This window comes from Mycobacterium sp. E2989 (assembly GCF_001667595.1).
Taxonomy (GTDB): domain Bacteria; phylum Actinomycetota; class Actinomycetes; order Mycobacteriales; family Mycobacteriaceae; genus Mycobacterium.
In genome coordinates this window covers 67,888-83,496 of sequence record NZ_LZJX01000099.1, presented here as the reverse complement: position 1 = coordinate 83,496, position 15,609 = coordinate 67,888, and the positions used below count along the sequence as shown (strand labels likewise).

Genomic DNA, 15,609 nt, shown 5'->3' with positions numbered 1-15,609 from the left:
CACCGGCCGCGCCCCAACTCGACGGCCTCTTTCACCCGCCTCGACGCCGCGGCCCGGCTGATCAGCGTCGCCTCGGCGATCGCGTGCGGCAGGCTGCCACCCAACTCCTCCGGGATGACGATGATGACGACGACGCGGCGTAAGGATTAGCGTGTCTGCCGTGGGAGATGACCGCACGCTGCTGTTGATGCGTCACGCGAAATCCGATTACCCGCCCGGCGTAGCCGATCACGAGCGGCCGTTGGCGCCGCGCGGGATCCGAGAAGCCGGGCTCGCCGGTGATTGGCTGCGCGCCAACGTCCCTGCCGTCGATGCCGTGCTGTGCTCGACCGCGACACGCGCACGAGAGACGTTGGCCAACACGCACGTCGACGCGCCGGTGCGCTATAGCGAGCGGCTGTACGGGGCCACGGCCGGCACCATGATCGAGGAGATCAACGCGGTCGGCGACGACGTGCAGACGCTGCTGGTCGTGGGTCACGAGCCGACGATGTCCGACCTGGCCCTCGGACTGGCCGGCGAGGGCACCGATGCCGCTGCGGCCGAACGGATTTCGGTCAAGTATCCGACGTCGGCGATCGCCGTGCTGACCGTGCCGTCCGGCTGGAAGGGTCTCGAACTCGGGCGCGCCGCACTGATCGGGTTCGAGGTGCCGCGCTAGCCCGCTACGAGTTGGTGGCCAGCGTCAGCTCCATCAGCTTGAGGGCCTGACCGCACGCGTCGATGCCGGGCGCCTGGGGATTGACCCACCAGCCGACCACCCCGGCGGCGTCGCTGGCGACCCCGCACGCGCCGTTCGGGTCGTCCGGGCGCATCACGATCGAATCGATTCCGGCGATGTTCCGCGTCTCGACTTTGTACTTCAAGAAGTCGGCGACCTTGCGTTCGTTGCTGAGGCTGCCCTGCTCGAACCAGAACCGGGTGATGTCGATCAGCCCCGCCGGGTTGGCCGCCTGCCATCGGCAGATGGCGCCCACGAACGTGCTCTGAATGTCGAGCGGGTCGGCGCCCACCGTCTTGGCCAGGATGTCGCTGGTGAGCACCTCACACTCCTTGAGCAGGTTCGGGTACTGCTGCTGGGAGTTGTTGTTGCGGGTCGGGCCCCCCGCCTTGACGGCGGTGCCGCCGACCGACCTCGAACACCCCGTCATCACCACCAGCGAGGTGATCAAGACGGCTACGGCGGCGCGGACGCTTCTTCTGGTCATTTCGAGTTCGCAATCGACTGGCGCGCCAGTTCCTTGGCGATGTCGCAGGGCGGCGGAAACGGCTTCTGGCTGAAGCTGATCGACCATTCGAAGAAGTCATCCTGGAACTGGATGCCCACCTCGCACAGCGAGTCACCGAGGTTGGGCTCGTTGCCGATGGCGATGAACCCGCTGTGGCCGTTGATGTTGATGTCGTCGACGCTGGCGCGCGACAGCTCCTCGGTCTTGCGCTCGCGCCCGATCGGGCTTCCGCGATACCAGGAGAAGGAGAAGTGCGGGCCGAGGATGCCGCCGCCCGCCAGCCACTGGCATCCGACGGAGTTCCTGGCGGTGTTGATCAGGCCGGTTACCTTGGTCAGCTCCGCCACCGTCTGATCGCTGATGCCGCCGCACTGCGGGAACATCGGCCCGTGATGACCCTCGGAGTTACCGGGCGAGGACGAGGACGTCGCCCCCGGTTTGTTGCCGCCGGAATCGGAGCACGCGGCAACCGCCGGGACCAAAATCGCCAGGGCCGACGCCGCAACGGCCAGCGCCCTCGAGTTACGCCGCACCGCTACCCTGCTTCTGCTCAGCCTGCTGCCGGTCCACACGATGCACTGTAGCGGCAGCTCAGCGGGTCAACCACCGACGCGCCTGAGCAGGCGTTTCAGCCGCGCCGGCGGATGCGGTGCGCGGATTGGGCCGTCCGGCGGTGGCTGGCCACCGGCGGGCGTCCCGTGTGCGACGCTTACGAAATGCTCCTGGCACTGCTGCGCCAGTACATCCGGCCGTACCGGCGGCCGGTCGCGGTGCTGATGGTGCTCCAGCTGATCAGCACGCTGGCGTCGCTGTACCTGCCCACCGTCAACGCCGCGATCATCGACGAGGGCGTCGCCAAGGGTGACACGGCGACCATCGTGCGGCTCGGCATGGTCATGCTCTCGGTCACCGGGCTGCAGGCGCTGTGCGCGATCGGGGCGGTCTACTTCGGCTCGCGGACCGGGATGGGGTTCGGCCGGGACCTGCGCGCGGCCATGTTCAACCACATCACCACCTTCTCCGAGCACGAGACCGCCCGCTTCGGTGCGCCCACATTGCTGACGCGCAGCACCAACGACGTCCGCCAGATCCAATACCTGGTTCAGATATCGAGCACCGTGTTGGTCACCGCGCCGATCATGTGCATCGGCGGAATCCTGATGGCCATCCACCAAGAGGCCGCGCTGACGTGGCTGCTGCTGGTCAGCGTCCCCGTCATGGCCGTGGCCAACTACTGGGTGATGTCGCACATGCTGCCCCTGTTCCGCCGGATGCAGTTCCTGATCGACGGCATCAACCGGGTGATGCGCGACCAGCTGTCCGGCGTCCGGGTGGTCCGGGCCTTCGCGCGCGAAGGCTACGAGCGCGACCGGTTCGCCCGCGCCAACGCCGCGTTGTCGAACACCGCGCTGACGGCCGGCAATTGGCAGGCGGTGATGCTGCCGGTGACCACGCTGACCGTCAACGTGTCCAGCGTCGCGCTGATCTGGTTCGGCGGGTTGCGCATCGATCGCGGCCAGATGCAGGTCGGCTCGCTGACCGCCTTCCTGGCCTACTTCACCCAGATCCTGATGGCGGTGTTGATGGCGACCATGACGCTGGTGGTGCTGCCGCGAGCGTCCGTGTGCGCCGAACGCATCACCGAGGTGCTCGCCACCGAGGCCGCGGTCAACGACCCGCACGCGCCGGCCTTCCCGCTCGGCGGCATCACCGGCATGGTGCGCTTGGCCGGCGTGACGTTCAGCTACCCGGGCGCCGACCGCCCAGTGCTGCAAGACATTTCGTTCACGGCGCGGCCCGGAACCACCACGGCCATCGTCGGCAGCACCGGGTCGGGCAAGTCGACGCTGGTGTCGCTCATCTGCCGGCTCTACGACGTGACCGGCGGCGCCGTCCTCGTCGACGACGTCGACGTCCGCGACTACCAGACCGAGCGGCTCTGGTCCGCGATCGGGCTGGTTCCGCAGCGCGGCTACCTGTTCTCCGGGAACGTGGCCGACAACCTGCGGTACGGCAAGTCCGACGCGAGCGACGTCGAGATGTGGGAAGCGCTGCGAGTGGCCGACGCCGAGGGATTCGTGCGCGCCCACGATGACGGGCTGCGGATGCGGGTGGCCCAGGGCGGCATCAACTTCTCCGGCGGTCAGCGGCAACGGCTGGCGATCGCGCGGGCGGTCATCCGCCGTCCCACCATCTATCTCTTCGACGACTCGTTCGGCGCGCTCGACGTGCACACCGACGCGCGAGTGCGCGCATCGCTCAAGCGGATGGCCGGCGCCGCCACCGTCATCGTTGTCACGCAACGGGTTTCGACCGCCGCGCAGGCCGACCAGATAGTCGTCCTCGACGGCGGGAGGCTGGTGGGCACCGGCACGCACGAATCGCTGCTCACCGACTGCGCCACCTACGCGGAGTTCGCCGACTCACAGTCGGTGAGCGCGTTGCGGTCCGGTCAGGTCGGGGGCGGGCCATGACCGCGGTCGCCACCCGGGGGTTGACCCCGGCCCCCGCCGGGCGGTCGCGCGACTTCTGGGGCACGGCCACCCGGCTGACCAAACGGCTTGCGCCCCAACGCCGGCTGAGCATTGCGGTGATCGGCCTGGGCATCACCGGGACGGTGATCGGGGTCGTCGTCCCGCGAATCCTTGGCCATGCCACCGATCTGCTGTTCAACGGCGTGATCGGCCGGCAGCTCCCCGCGGGCATCACCAAGGCGCAAGCCGTCGCCGCGGCCCGCACCCGCGGTGACAACACCTTCGCCGACCTGCTGTCCGGGATGGGTGTGGTGCCCGGCCGGGGTGTCGACTTCGGCGCGGTGGCGCGCACGCTGGCGCTGGCGTTGTGCTTGTATCTCGTTTCCGCGCTGCTGATTTGGGCGCAAGCGCGCCTGCTCAACGTCACCGTGCAGCGCACCATGGTGGCGCTGCGGTCCGATGTCGAGGACAAGATCCACCGGCTTCCGCTGTCCTACTTCGACGGACGCCAGCGCGGCGAGCTGCTGAGCCGGGTGACCAACGACATCGACAACGTGCAGTCTTCGCTTTCGATGACCATCAGCCAGCTGGTGACGTCGATGCTCACCGTGGTCGCGGTGCTGGCGATGATGGCGTCCATCTCGCCGCTGTTGGTGCTGATCACCGTCGCCACGGTGCCGCTGTCGCTGGTGGCGACGCGCACGATCGCGCGGCGCGCGCAGCGCCTGTTCGTGGCGCAATGGACGAGCATCGGTCGCCTCAACGCTCACATCGAGGAGACCTACAGCGGTTTCACGGTGGTCAAGACCTTCGGTCACCAGGCCGCGGCGCGCGAGCAGTTCCGTGATTGCAACGACGACGTGTACCGGGCCAGTTTCGGCGCCCAGTTCTTCTCGGGCCTGGTGGCACCGGCGACCGCGTTCATCGGCAACCTCGGCTACGTGGCCGTCGCCGTGGTGGGCGGCCTGCAGGTGGCCACGGGCCGCATCAGCCTCGGCGGCATCCAGGCCTTCATCCAGTACGTCCGGCAGTTCAACGCCCCGCTGAGCCAGGTGGCCGGCATGTACAACACCCTGCAGTCGGGGGTGGCCAGCGCCGAGCGGGTGTTCGACCTGCTCGACGAGCCCGAGGAAACACCGGATCCAGTGCCCGCCGCGGCGGCGCCCGACGCCGGTGCCGCACGGGTCGAGTTCCAGCACGTGAGCTTCGGCTACCACCCGAATGTCCCGGTGATCCATGACGTGTCGATGATCGCGGAGCCTGGGAGCACGGTGGCGATCGTCGGGCCGACCGGGGCCGGCAAGACCACGTTGGTGAACCTGCTCATGCGGTTCTATGACGTCGACTCCGGGCGGATTTTGGTGGACGGCGTCGACATCAGCACCATGAGCCGCCAGTCGCTGCGGTCGCGAATCGGCATGGTCCTGCAGGACACCTGGCTCTTCGACGGGACGATCGAGGAAAACATCGCCTACGGGCGACCGGAGGCCACTGCCGATGAGGTGGTGCAAGCCGCCACGGCGGCATACGTCGACCGGTTCGTGCACACCCTGCCGGCCGGGTACCAGACACGGGTCAGTGGCGGCGGCGGCAACATCAGCGCCGGGGAGAAGCAGCTCATCACGATCGCGCGCGCGTTCCTTGCCCGGCCGCAACTGTTGATCCTGGACGAGGCGACCAGCTCGGTGGACACCCGCACCGAGGCACTCATCGCCCACGCCATGTCAGAGCTGCGCCGGGATCGCACGAGTTTCATTATCGCGCATCGGCTTTCGACGATCCGCGACGCGGACCGCATCGTGGTGATCGACGACGGCCGGATCGTCGAGCAGGGCAGTCACGCCGAGCTGCTGGCGCGCCGGGGCGCCTACTACGCCATGACCCGCGCGTAAGCCGCGGGGCCGCGTATTCGCGGGTTGGCGCCGAATCGGCCGGGATTGCCATCACAATGGCTAGGTAGTGACGGAAGGACCAACACGCGATGGTGGACAAACGTCTCGAACTCGGTCTGCTCGGACCGCTGGAGATGAGCGTTGACGGCACCCTGGTGGCCTTGGGCACCCCGAAACAGCGGGCGGTACTGGCCCTGCTGCTGATGAACCGCAACAGCCCGGTCGCCGTCGACCGGCTCATCACGGCCCTGTGGGATGACCAGCCGCCGTCGGGGGCGCGGGCCAGCATTCACTCCTACGTGTCCAATCTCCGCAAGCTGCTCGGCGGCGCGGGCATCGAGCCGCGCATGGTGTTGGCCGCGGCGCCGCCGGGATACCGGCTCAACATCGACGAAAACGCTTACGACCTCGGACGGTTCATCGCCGAAAAGACCGCGGGCGTGCACGCCGCCGCGTCCGGCAAATTCGAAGACGCCAGCCGGCACCTGACGGCCGCCTTGGCGGAATGGCGCGGGCCCGTACTCGAAGACCTGCGCGAGTTCGGATTCGTCGACACCTTCGCCACTTCCCTTGTCGAGGAGAAGATTCTGGTCCATGGCGCCAGGGCGGAGGCCGAAATCGCCTGCGGGCGTGCGTCCGCCGTGATCACCGAACTCGAGGCGCTGACCACCGAACACCCCTACCGCGAACCGCTTTGGGCGCAGTTGATCACGGCCTACTACCTCACCGATCGCCAGTCCGACGCGCTGGCCGCCTACCGCCGCGTCAAGGCGACGCTCGCCGACGACCTGGGCATCGACCCCGGGCCCACGCTGCGCTCGCTCAACGAGCAGATCCTGCGCCAAGAGCCGCTGGACGTGAAGCGCACCGCCAAGACCGCCGCCGTCGACACGGTGACGGTGCTCGAGCAGCACACCATGGTGTCCGGGCAGCAGGCCATCGCTTACCTGCACGAGGCGTCGGGGCGCAGCTATCCGCTGCGGGCGGCGGCGACCCGGATCGGGCGGCTGGGCGACAACGACATCATCCTCGACAGCCCCAAAGTCAGCCGCCACCATGCCGTCATCGTCGACACGGGCACCAGCTTCATCATCAACGACCTGCGGTCGTCCAACGGCGTCCATGTGCAGCACGAGCGGATCCGCTCCGCCGCCACCCTGCGCGACGGCGACCACGTCCGCATCTGCGACTACGAATTCACTTTCCAGATCGCCGCCGACAGCGACGCGTAAGCCACCCGTCGGCGCGGGGCTAATCGCGCGATTCGTGGTGCGTTCCGGTGGGCGGGGGCTTACGGTCAGGGTTGCTAGGTCAGGGGGTTGCGGCTGACCGGTGTGCCCGGCGATTGTTGGGTGTCGGTGGCGTGGTGGACGGGTGTGAAGGATCGGCGATGAGTGATGAGCAGGTCTCGCGGGTGGGCACGCAGTTTGGGCCGTATCACCTAAAGCGGCTGCTGGGCCGGGGTGGGATGGGCGAGGTCTACGAGGCCGAGCACACCGTCAAGGAGTGGACCGTGGCGGTCAAGCTGCTCTCGGAGACCTTCAGCAAGGACCCGGTGTTTCGGGAGCGGATGAAACGCGAAGCCCGCACCGCCGGTCGTTTGCAGGAGCCGCACGTGGTGCCCATCCACGATTACGGCGAAATCGACGGGCAGATGTTTGTCGAGATGCGCCTGGTCGAGGGCACCGACTTGGACAGCGTGCTCAAACGCTTTGGGCCGCTGGCCCCGCCGCGTGCGGTGGCCATCATCACCCAGATCGCCTCGGCGCTCGACGCCGCCCACGCCGCCGGGGTGATGCACCGCGACGTCAAGCCGCAAAACATTCTGGTCACTCGCGATGATTTCGCCTATCTGGTCGACTTCGGCATCGCCAGTGCCACCACCGATGAGAAGCTGACCCAGTTGGGCACCGCGGTGGGGACCTGGAAATACATGGCGCCCGAACGGTTTTCCAACGGCGAGGTCACCTACCGCGCCGACATCTACGCCCTGGCCTGCGTGCTGTACGAATGCCTCACCGGCACACCGCCGTATCGGGCCGATAGCGCCAGTGTCCTGGTGTCAGCGCACATGATGGATCCGATACCCCAACCGACGGCCCTTCGGCCGGGCATTCCCAAGGCTTTCGATGCGGTGATCACCCGCGGGATGGCCAAAAAACCCGAGGAGCGTTACGCCAGCGCCGGGGACCTGGCCCTGGCCGCCCACGAGGCGCTGAGCAACCCCGACCAAGACCACGCCGACACCATCCTGCGCCGCAGCCAGGAAGCCACCCTGCCCGGCACCGTCACGATGGGTCCCCCAGCCACGCCGGCCGACACGGCCATGGCGCGTCCCCCGGTACCGACGGCAAACACCCCACCGCCGGCGCCACCGGGCTCGACCCCGGTGCCCGGTCAGGGGGCGCCGCAGTGGCGGCCCGAGAGCGGTCCGATTCCGGCGGCCAGCCACACCCCGCCGCCCTATTACCAAGCCCCCAACGCCAATTGGGGCACACCGCCACCGCAGACCCCGCAACCGTTCACCGGCGCACCCGCCTGGAACCAACCCCCACCCAAACGCCGCAACCCCTGGCCCATCATCGCCGGCGTCGCCGCGCTGGTGGTGGTCCTCGTCGTCGCCGCCGTGGGCATCTCGCTGGTCATGGGAGGCGACGACAGCAATCCCCAGGCGAACCGCACGTCGACCACCACGACGACCACGACCACCAGGACCGCGACCACGACGACCACCACCCGGGGCGGCAATGCGCAAAGCAAACTGCTCAACGCGCTGCCCGCCGGGTATCCCAGTGGCGCGTGCACGGCCGCGACCCCGAAGTCGAACAGCATCTGGGTGAACGCGCTGGCCATGGTCGACTGCGACCAGAACACCAACCAGGGCGGCCCGTCCCGCGCGGTCTACGGGCTGTTCGCCAGCGCGGATGTGCTGAAGAAGGCGTTCGACGACGACGTCGCGGCCGTACAGCTGATGAACTGCCCGGGAGCCGGCGCATCGCCGGACGGCTGGCATCACGACAGCACCCCGACGGTGACCGCCGGCATGATCGCCTGCGGCACTTACAAGAACCACCCGAACGTGATATGGACGAACGAGGCCAAACTCCTGCTTTGCGACGTGTACGGGGATCCGCCCAACATGGAGGACCTGCATACCTGGTGGACCAATTACGGTGGCTGAGGATCGGCGATGAGTGATGAGCAGGTCTCGCGGGTGGGCACGCAGTTTGGGCCGTATCACCTAAAGCGGCTGCTGGGCCGGGGTGGGATGGGCGAGGTCTACGAGGCCGAGCACACCGTCAAGGAGTGGACCGTGGCGGTCAAGCTGCTCTCGGAGACCTTCAGCAAGGACCCGGTGTTTCGGGAGCGGATGAAACGCGAAGCCCGCACCGCCGGTCGTTTGCAGGAGCCGCACGTGGTGCCCATCCACGATTACGGCGAAATCGACGGGCAGATGTTTGTCGAGATGCGCCTGGTCGAGGGCACCGACTTGGACAGCGTGCTCAAACGCTTTGGGCCGCTGGCCCCGCCGCGTGCGGTGGCCATCATCACCCAGATCGCCTCGGCGCTCGACGCCGCCCACGCCGCCGGGGTGATGCACCGCGACGTCAAGCCGCAAAACATTCTGGTCACTCGCGATGATTTCGCCTATCTGGTCGACTTCGGCATCGCCAGTGCCACCACCGATGAGAAGTTGACCCAGTTGGGCACCGCGGTGGGGACGTGGAAATACATGGCGCCCGAACGGTTTTCCAACGGCGAGGTCACCTACCGCGCCGACATCTACGCCCTGGCCTGCGTGCTGTACGAATGCCTCACCGGCACACCGCCGTATCGGGCCGATAGCGCCAGTGTCCTGGTGTCAGCGCACATGATGGATCCGATACCCCAACCGACGGCCCTTCGGCCGGGCATTCCCAAGGCTTTCGATGCGGTGATCACCCGCGGGATGGCCAAAAAACCCGAGGAGCGTTACGCCAGCGCCGGGGACCTGGCCCTGGCCGCCCACGAGGCGCTGAGCAACCCCGACCAAGACCACGCCGACACCATCCTGCGCCGCAGCCAGGAAGCCACCCTGCCCGGCACCGTCACGATGGGTCCCCCAGCCACGCCGGCCGACACGGCCATGGCGCGTCCCCCGGTACCGACGGCAAACACCCCACCGCCGGCGCCACCGGGCTCGACCCCGGTGCCCGGTCAGGGGGCGCCGCAGTGGCGGCCCGAGAGCGGTCCGATTCCGGCGGCCAGCCACACCCCGCCGCCCTATTACCAAGCCCCCAACGCCAATTGGGGCACACCGCCGCCGCAGACCCCGCAACCGTTCACCGGCGCACCCGCCTGGAACCAACCCCCACCCAAACGCCGCAGCCCCTGGCCCATCGTCGCCGCTCTCGCGGGGGTGCTCGTCTTGGTCGCCGGCGCCGTGGGCATCTGGCTTCTCGTGCGGCCCAAGCCGGTGCCGCCACCCGACCCGATACCCGCCGAGCGCCTCAGCGCGCTGTTGCTCGGCGCTTCCGACATCAACTCCGTCATGAGCTCCTCGACCATGGAGCCCGGCAAACCCATTCAGGCGATGGACACTTCGGCACTGACGGTGTCACAGCCCGACTGCCAGGGAGCGCTCTACACCACCCAGAGCCCGGTGTATGCGGGCACCGGTTACTCGGCGGTGAGCGGGCTGGTGTCGTCCGAGCCCGGCGACAACTACGACCATTGGGTCAACCAGGCCGTCGTCCTGTTCCCGTCCGCCGACAAAGCCAAGGCCTTCCTGCAGAATTCGGCGGAGAAGTGGAAGGGCTGCGCGGGCAAGACGGTGACGGTGACCAACAAGGGCAAGACCTATCGGTGGACGTTCGCGCAGCTGCAGGGCGCGCCGCCGAAGATCGCCGTGCTGGACACCCAAGAGGGCGCCGACGGCTGGGAGTGCCAGCGCGCGATGGGCACGGCGAACAACGTCATCGTCGACATCAACGCCTGCGGGTATCACATCAGCGATCAGGGCACCCAGATCGTCGACAAGATCGTCGCCAAGATCGACAACGGCTAGCGCGGCGAATTCAAAGCCCCGCTGGCGCTTCGGGTTACGACTGCAGGTCGGGTCCCTCCGCGCGCAAATCGTCGACCGCCGACATGGCGCTGCGCAACTTGGCCAGCCATTCCTCGGCGTGCTCGCCGACCAGCTTGACCGACCATGCGAGCGCGTCGGCGCGGGAGCGGGCGACGCCCGCGTCGACCAGCGTGTCGAGCACCTGCCGCTCCGGCTGCTTCAATCGGGTCATCACCGGAACCGCGATGTGGGTGAACAGGATTCGCTCCGCGCCGGCCTTGGAACCGACTTCGACGCCCCAGGACACCTTGCGGCCGTAGCGGTCCTGCGCCTCGTCGGCGATGCGCATGCGCTCCGAACGGGTCTCCTCGCGGAACCGCGACGCGCGCCCTTCCGAGCGGGCCTCGGTTTCCTCTTTATCCGAGCCCTGGGGGTCGGGCAGCCGTCCGATGACGGTGATCTCTTCGCGGTCGACGATGACCGTCGGGTCGCCGTCGAACCAGCTTTCGGGCAGCCGCCCGGCGAACCATTCGGCGGCGCCACTGGCGTCGGGTTGCTGGGCTTGCTGCCAGCCGCCGGGGCGGCCGTAGCGCCGCCCGTGGGTGTGATGCGATTTCATGATTACATGATTACACCCTTACAGATGCAATGGAATGGCGTTCACCCCGGGCGAACGCCGCCCCGTGCGTCGTGGCGTCCGCGCGCCGGCTCGACGGCGCGCAAAAAGGCGCTTTCAGGTGCGGAGAACCCGTTGATATGGGCTGTGGGAAGTTGTATTTTTGGTAGCGAAGCAGGCCCGGAAACGACCAATTCCAAGCGCCGGAAGTCAGGGTAGAAAACCGGCCGCGTAGGACCCGCGCATGACGGAGTCACACGCCCCCAGAGTCGTCCGGGCCTGCCCATGTGTACGGGGTCCCCGGCTCAATCGCCGCCGTTGGACCCGTCGCCCCGGCGAACCCTGAACAGCTTCACCTCGTTCTTGATGCCCTTGAGGCGGCGCGCGCCGGCGAACGACCCGTGAAACTCGCCGGTGTCGCCGATCGTCTCCCAGACCGAATCCGCCGCGAGGACGGTGCCCGGGCGCGCCACATTGGTGACCCGGCTCGCGACGTTGACCGGGCTGCCGAACCAGTCGCCCGCCCGGCTCACCGCCATGCCGGAAGCCACGCCCGCTCGCAGCCGCGGGAAATCGTTGTCGCTGTCGACGGCCTCGACGAGCTTCACCACCACGTCGAGCATGGGCAGCGGGTCGGGGCAGACGAACATCGCCGCGTCACCGATGGTCTTGACGAACCGCACGGGCGGCACGGTGATGTCTCGCGCGAGGACGGCCAGCCGGTTGGCCAGGTGCCCCAGCTCCTCGGCCGACACCGCCTCGCCGATCCGGGTGAAGCCGACGAGGTCCGCGAAAGCCACGGTGATCTGGCGGGCCCCCGGCAGCGGCTGGCCGGCGGCGCGCTCCGCGGCGTTGACCGCCTCGGTCTCCATCATGTGGCGCAGCTGCATGAACAGCATGTGCTGGATCATCGGGCCGAGCATCGGCGCGATCTGACTGACCAAAGCCTTTGACGCTTGGGCGATTTCGAGCTCCGTGGCGCCCGGCCGCATGATCGTCGACAGGGCGGCGTACCGCATGACCTCGGCGGCGCGGGACAGGCCCTCGGCGAGCACCCGGACCACCAGCACCAATTGCTCGGGGTCGAGGCCCAAGTCGACGAACCGCTGGGCGAAGGCGGCGGCCTCGCCGTCGGCGCGCATGTGCACCACCGCGTCGGGGTCGTCGACCCGCACCAGGCCGATGGCGCGCTGCACCTGCTGCAACAGCGCCAGGTCGACGCCGTACGTCTCGCTGATCTCACGGGTGGAGACGTAGGTTCCGTCGCCGCCGATGAGGTGGCGGGTGGCCAGCAGCAGGGGTGGATTGGTTGCCCGGATCTCTTCGCGGCTGATGCCCTGCTCGAGCAGCCACCGCACCAATTCCGCCCGCTCGGCGCGGGCGCTGCCCTCGAGCCCGTCGAGCAGATCGTCGATGTTGGCCTCGGCCCCGTCCTCCACCCGGCCAACGTACAACGGGCACCGCGGTTCGACAGAATGCCGAGTCGATCGCGAGCGCGGCGCAGCCGGGCGAAGCGGGTCGGCGGCAGAATATCGACTCGTGAGCACGCCGCTGTTGCGAGGATTCCCGCCGGTCGTCGACGAACACGCCACGGTGCTGATCCTGGGCTCGTTTCCCAGCGCCCAATCCCTGGCGGTGGGTCAGTACTACGCCAATCCGCGAAATGCGTTCTGGGCGATCACCGGTGCGCTGTTCGGGTTCGACGCGGCGGCGGCCTACGAGACTCGGCTGGCCGCGCTCCAGTCGGCCGGGGTCGCCCTGTGGGATGTGCTGCGCGCCTGCCGCCGACGCGGCAGCGCGGACTCGGCGATCGAGCCGAAAAGCTTGGCGGTCAACGACTTCCGCGGACTGTTCGCGCGGTACCCCGCTATCGCGCGGGTGTACTTCAACGGCGCCAAGGCCGCCGAGCTGTACCGGCGGCTGGCCGAGCCCAACGAGCGGGTCGACTATCGGAGGTTGCCGTCGACCAGCCCGGCGCACGCGGTGGCGCCGGCAACCAAGCTGGCGGCGTGGAAAACGATCACCCTATGACACCGGCGGTCGCCGGTGGGCCCACGGCCGGGCGGATTCGATCTGCGCGGCCAGCGACAACAGCGTGGCTTCGTCGTACGGCCGGCCCACCAGCTGCACGGCGATCGGCAAGCCGTCCCCGTCGAAGTCCCACGGCACCGCCGCCGACGGCTGCCCCGTCAGGTTCCAGACCTGCTGGTAGGGAACGCGTTGCGCCACCGCCAGCAGGGTCCACACCGCACCGTGGCGCTGGTAGGCACCGATGCGGGAGGGGCCCGTCGCATTGCCCGGCGTGAGGACGACGTCGACGTCGTCGAAGATCGACTGAATCCGGGCGTTCACCGCGGGCTCCGCGTCGCGGAGGGCGGTCATCCGCCGGTCGGAGAAGAAGGAACCGGCGCGCGCCACGTTGCGGGTACGCGCTTCGAGACGCTCGGGGTGGGCCAGCGAATCGGCGTCGTCGCTGATGCCGCGCAGATACCGGGGCAGGTAATTGGTCATGATCGCCGACGGCGGATAGTCGGGGTCGGCGGCGATCACCTCGTGGCCCAGATCGCGCAGCAACGCGCCGGCCTGTTCGACCGCCGTCAGCTGCGGCTTGCCTACCCGGACCGGCAGCGGCGTTGGCGACTTGGTGCTCAAGGCAATTCGCAGTTTTCCGGGCTCGCGCGTCGCCGCGGCGACGAACTCCCCCTCGGGTCCCGGCACCGTCGACGTCGCATCGAGGAACAGCGCGGCGTCCAGCACCGACCGGGCCAGCGGACCGTTGACGCTCAGGCCGTGCCAGGCGTCGTCGTGCGGCTCCAACGAGACCCGGTCGCGTTGCGGTTTGACGCCGAACAGGCCGCACCAGATCGCCGGAATGCGAATGGAGCCGCCGCCATCGGAGCCCAGCGCCAGCGGAGCCAGCCCGGCGGCCACCGCGGCGGCGCTTCCGCCGCTGCTGCCGCCCGGCGTGCGCTTGAGGTTCCACGGGTTGCGGGTGGCACCGAAGGTCAGCGACTCGGTGTAGGGGAACATCATCAGCTCGGGCACGTTGGTTTTGCCGATGATGACGGCACCCGCGGCGCGGAGCCGGTGCACCACCTCCGCGTCGGAGGCCGCCGCCGGCCCGTGCCCGCCGCTGCCGTACGTCGTCACCTCGCCGGCGACGTCCACATCGTCCTTGATCGCGATCGGAACCCCGAGCAGCGGCAGCCGCTCGCCCGCGTCCAGCCGGTCCTGCGCGGCGGCCGCCTCGTAGCGCGCGCTGTCGGGGAGAACGACGCGGTAGCAGCGCAGCTGGCTGTCCAGCCGCGCGATCCGGTCCAGGTAGATCTCGAGCAGCTCGGGCGCCGTCAGTTCACCGTCGGCCAGCATCCGCGCCTGGGCGGCCGCGCCTGCGAAGGCAACGTCGCGAGCGTCCACTGCGGCAGCGTATCCCCCGCTTCGGGCCAGCCAGTACCGTGGGCGACATGTCCTGCGTGTTCTGTGCGGTCGTCGCCGGGGAGGCCCCGGCCATCCGGATCTTCGAGGACGACGACTTCCTGGCGATCCTCGACATCCGCCCCTTCACCCGCGGACACACGCTGGTGATCCCCAAACGGCACAGCGTGGATCTGACCGATACGCCGCCGGAGACGCTGGCCGGCATGGTCACCATCGGCCAACGGATCGCCCGCGCCGCCCGCGCGACCGAACTGGCCGACGCGACCAACATCGCCATCAACGACGGCAGCGCCGCCTTCCAGACGGTGTTCCACATCCACCTGCACGTCCTGCCCCGCCGCAACGGCGACAAGCTCTCGGTCGCCAAGGGGATGCTGCTGCGGCGCGACCCCGACCGCGAAGCCACCGGGCGCATCCTGCGGGAGGCACTGGCCCGCATCGACGCCAGCCAGTAATACTGGGCGAATGGCGCTTCCGTCCTGGGTCGAGCAAGGGTTACTGCCCCAGATTCTGCGTTTGCACGACAACGTTTATCGCAAGACGAACGGTTGGATCGGTCACCGCATGCTGTTGATACCGAGCCTGCTGCTGCACACCGTCGGCGCCAAGACGGGCCAGGCCCGAACGGCGGCGCTCACCTACGCCCGCGACGGCGACGACTACCTGATCGTCGCGTCCAAGGGGGGCGACCCGCGCGCACCCGGCTGGTATCACAACCTGCGCAAGAATCCGGACGTCGAGATCAACGTCGGCCCCAAGCGTTTCGCCGTGACGGCCCGGCCGGTGCTGCCGGACGACCCCGACTACGCGCGGCTGTGGCAGATCGTCAACAAGAACAACGGCGACCGGTACAAGGCCTACCAGAGCAAGACCTCGCGGCCGATTCCGGTCGTGGTCCTGACGCGGCGCTGAC

The 15,609-nt window shown here is 68.6% G+C and carries 14 protein-coding genes; 9 read left to right on the top strand and 5 right to left on the bottom strand.

Translation table 11 applies throughout. The annotated features are described in order from the left end of the window. Window positions 1–187: 187 nt before the first annotated feature. Complete coding sequence (locus tag A5680_RS17190; protein WP_067821443.1) at window positions 188–661, top strand: histidine phosphatase family protein; 474 nt, start codon at window positions 188–190, stop codon at window positions 659–661. A gap of 4 nt (window positions 662–665) precedes the next feature. Here A5680_RS17190 and A5680_RS17185 read toward each other — a convergent pair whose 3' ends face one another. Together A5680_RS17185 and A5680_RS17180 are read right to left on the bottom strand one after the other, a co-directional pair. Then, window positions 666–1,208 carry a DUF3558 domain-containing protein gene (locus A5680_RS17185; protein ID WP_055405498.1) on the bottom strand — a complete coding sequence of 181 codons (543 nt, stop codon included), beginning with the start codon at window positions 1,206–1,208 and terminating at the stop codon, window positions 666–668. Continuing rightward, the gene (locus tag A5680_RS17180) at window positions 1,205–1,762 is read right to left on the bottom strand and encodes a DUF3558 domain-containing protein (RefSeq protein ID WP_055405497.1); all 558 of its coding nucleotides are present in this window, start codon (window positions 1,760–1,762) and stop codon (window positions 1,205–1,207) included. The genes A5680_RS17185 and A5680_RS17180 overlap by 4 nt, the downstream gene beginning before the upstream one ends. Window positions 1,763–1,945: 183 nt before the next feature. Here A5680_RS17180 and A5680_RS17175 point away from each other — a divergent pair, with 183 nt between their 5' ends. From A5680_RS17175 to A5680_RS17155, 5 genes are all read left to right on the top strand, one after another. Continuing rightward, window positions 1,946–3,703, top strand: a complete 1,758-nt coding sequence (locus tag A5680_RS17175) for an ABC transporter ATP-binding protein (RefSeq protein ID WP_067821440.1) — start codon at window positions 1,946–1,948, stop codon at window positions 3,701–3,703. Then, window positions 3,700–5,595 (top strand): ABC transporter ATP-binding protein, encoded by a 1,896-nt coding sequence (locus A5680_RS17170; protein ID WP_067821421.1) that lies wholly within the window; start codon window positions 3,700–3,702, stop codon window positions 5,593–5,595. The genes A5680_RS17175 and A5680_RS17170 overlap by 4 nt, the downstream gene beginning before the upstream one ends. An 89-nt stretch (window positions 5,596–5,684) precedes the next feature. Next, complete coding sequence (locus tag A5680_RS17165; RefSeq protein ID WP_067821418.1) at window positions 5,685–6,827, top strand: BTAD domain-containing putative transcriptional regulator; 1,143 nt, start codon at window positions 5,685–5,687, stop codon at window positions 6,825–6,827. Window positions 6,828–6,985: 158 nt separating this feature from the next. Beyond that, window positions 6,986–8,776 (top strand): serine/threonine-protein kinase, encoded by a 1,791-nt coding sequence (locus tag A5680_RS17160; protein WP_067821415.1) that lies wholly within the window; start codon window positions 6,986–6,988, stop codon window positions 8,774–8,776. Between the two features lie 9 nt (window positions 8,777–8,785). Beyond that, on the top strand, window positions 8,786–10,642 hold the full coding sequence (locus tag A5680_RS17155; protein WP_067821412.1) for a serine/threonine-protein kinase PknH/PknJ: 1,857 nt from the start codon (window positions 8,786–8,788) through the stop codon (window positions 10,640–10,642). A gap of 34 nt (window positions 10,643–10,676) precedes the next feature. Here A5680_RS17155 and A5680_RS17150 read toward each other — a convergent pair whose 3' ends face one another. Both A5680_RS17150 and A5680_RS17145 read right to left on the bottom strand, forming a co-directional pair. Further along, window positions 10,677–11,261 carry a hypothetical protein gene (locus A5680_RS17150; RefSeq protein ID WP_067821409.1) on the bottom strand — a complete coding sequence of 195 codons (585 nt, stop codon included), beginning with the start codon at window positions 11,259–11,261 and terminating at the stop codon, window positions 10,677–10,679. A 302-nt stretch (window positions 11,262–11,563) separates the two neighbouring features. Beyond that, a complete protein-coding gene (locus tag A5680_RS17145) occupies window positions 11,564–12,697 on the bottom strand; it encodes an adenylate cyclase regulatory domain-containing protein (protein WP_082459885.1) in 1,134 nt (377 codons plus the stop codon). 100 nt (window positions 12,698–12,797) lie between these two features. Here A5680_RS17145 and A5680_RS17140 point away from each other — a divergent pair, with 100 nt between their 5' ends. After that, entirely contained in the window at window positions 12,798–13,289 is a 492-nt protein-coding gene (locus tag A5680_RS17140; RefSeq protein ID WP_067821406.1) for a DNA-deoxyinosine glycosylase, read from the top strand. Here the strand turns inward: A5680_RS17140 and A5680_RS17135 are convergent. Further along, window positions 13,284–14,675: an amidase gene (locus tag A5680_RS17135; protein ID WP_082970402.1), complete on the bottom strand. Its 1,392-nt coding sequence runs from the start codon at window positions 14,673–14,675 to the stop codon at window positions 13,284–13,286. The genes A5680_RS17140 and A5680_RS17135 overlap by 6 nt on opposite strands. A 47-nt stretch (window positions 14,676–14,722) precedes the next feature. Between A5680_RS17135 and A5680_RS17130 the strand changes: the two genes are divergently transcribed. Beyond that, window positions 14,723–15,151: an HIT family protein gene (locus tag A5680_RS17130; RefSeq protein ID WP_067821438.1), complete on the top strand. Its 429-nt coding sequence runs from the start codon at window positions 14,723–14,725 to the stop codon at window positions 15,149–15,151. Between the two features lie 10 nt (window positions 15,152–15,161). After that, a complete protein-coding gene (locus tag A5680_RS17125; RefSeq protein WP_067821400.1) occupies window positions 15,162–15,608 on the top strand; it encodes a nitroreductase family deazaflavin-dependent oxidoreductase in 447 nt (148 codons plus the stop codon). Window position 15,609: the final 1 nt, after the last annotated feature.

Coding starts and splice junctions, on each gene's coding strand:
- A5680_RS17190 (WP_067821443.1), top strand. CDS start 188: ATGCGTCACGCGAAATCCGATTACCCGCCCGGCGTAGCCGATCACGAG.
- A5680_RS17185 (WP_055405498.1), bottom strand. CDS start 1,208: ATGACCAGAAGAAGCGTCCGCGCCGCCGTAGCCGTCTTGATCACCTCG.
- A5680_RS17175 (WP_067821440.1), top strand. CDS start 1,946: ATGCTCCTGGCACTGCTGCGCCAGTACATCCGGCCGTACCGGCGGCCG.
- A5680_RS17170 (WP_067821421.1), top strand. CDS start 3,700: ATGACCGCGGTCGCCACCCGGGGGTTGACCCCGGCCCCCGCCGGGCGG.
- A5680_RS17165 (WP_067821418.1), top strand. CDS start 5,685: ATGGTGGACAAACGTCTCGAACTCGGTCTGCTCGGACCGCTGGAGATG.
- A5680_RS17160 (WP_067821415.1), top strand. CDS start 6,986: ATGAGTGATGAGCAGGTCTCGCGGGTGGGCACGCAGTTTGGGCCGTAT.
- A5680_RS17155 (WP_067821412.1), top strand. CDS start 8,786: ATGAGTGATGAGCAGGTCTCGCGGGTGGGCACGCAGTTTGGGCCGTAT.
- A5680_RS17150 (WP_067821409.1), bottom strand. CDS start 11,261: ATGAAATCGCATCACACCCACGGGCGGCGCTACGGCCGCCCCGGCGGC.
- A5680_RS17130 (WP_067821438.1), top strand. CDS start 14,723: ATGTCCTGCGTGTTCTGTGCGGTCGTCGCCGGGGAGGCCCCGGCCATC.
- A5680_RS17125 (WP_067821400.1), top strand. CDS start 15,162: ATGGCGCTTCCGTCCTGGGTCGAGCAAGGGTTACTGCCCCAGATTCTG.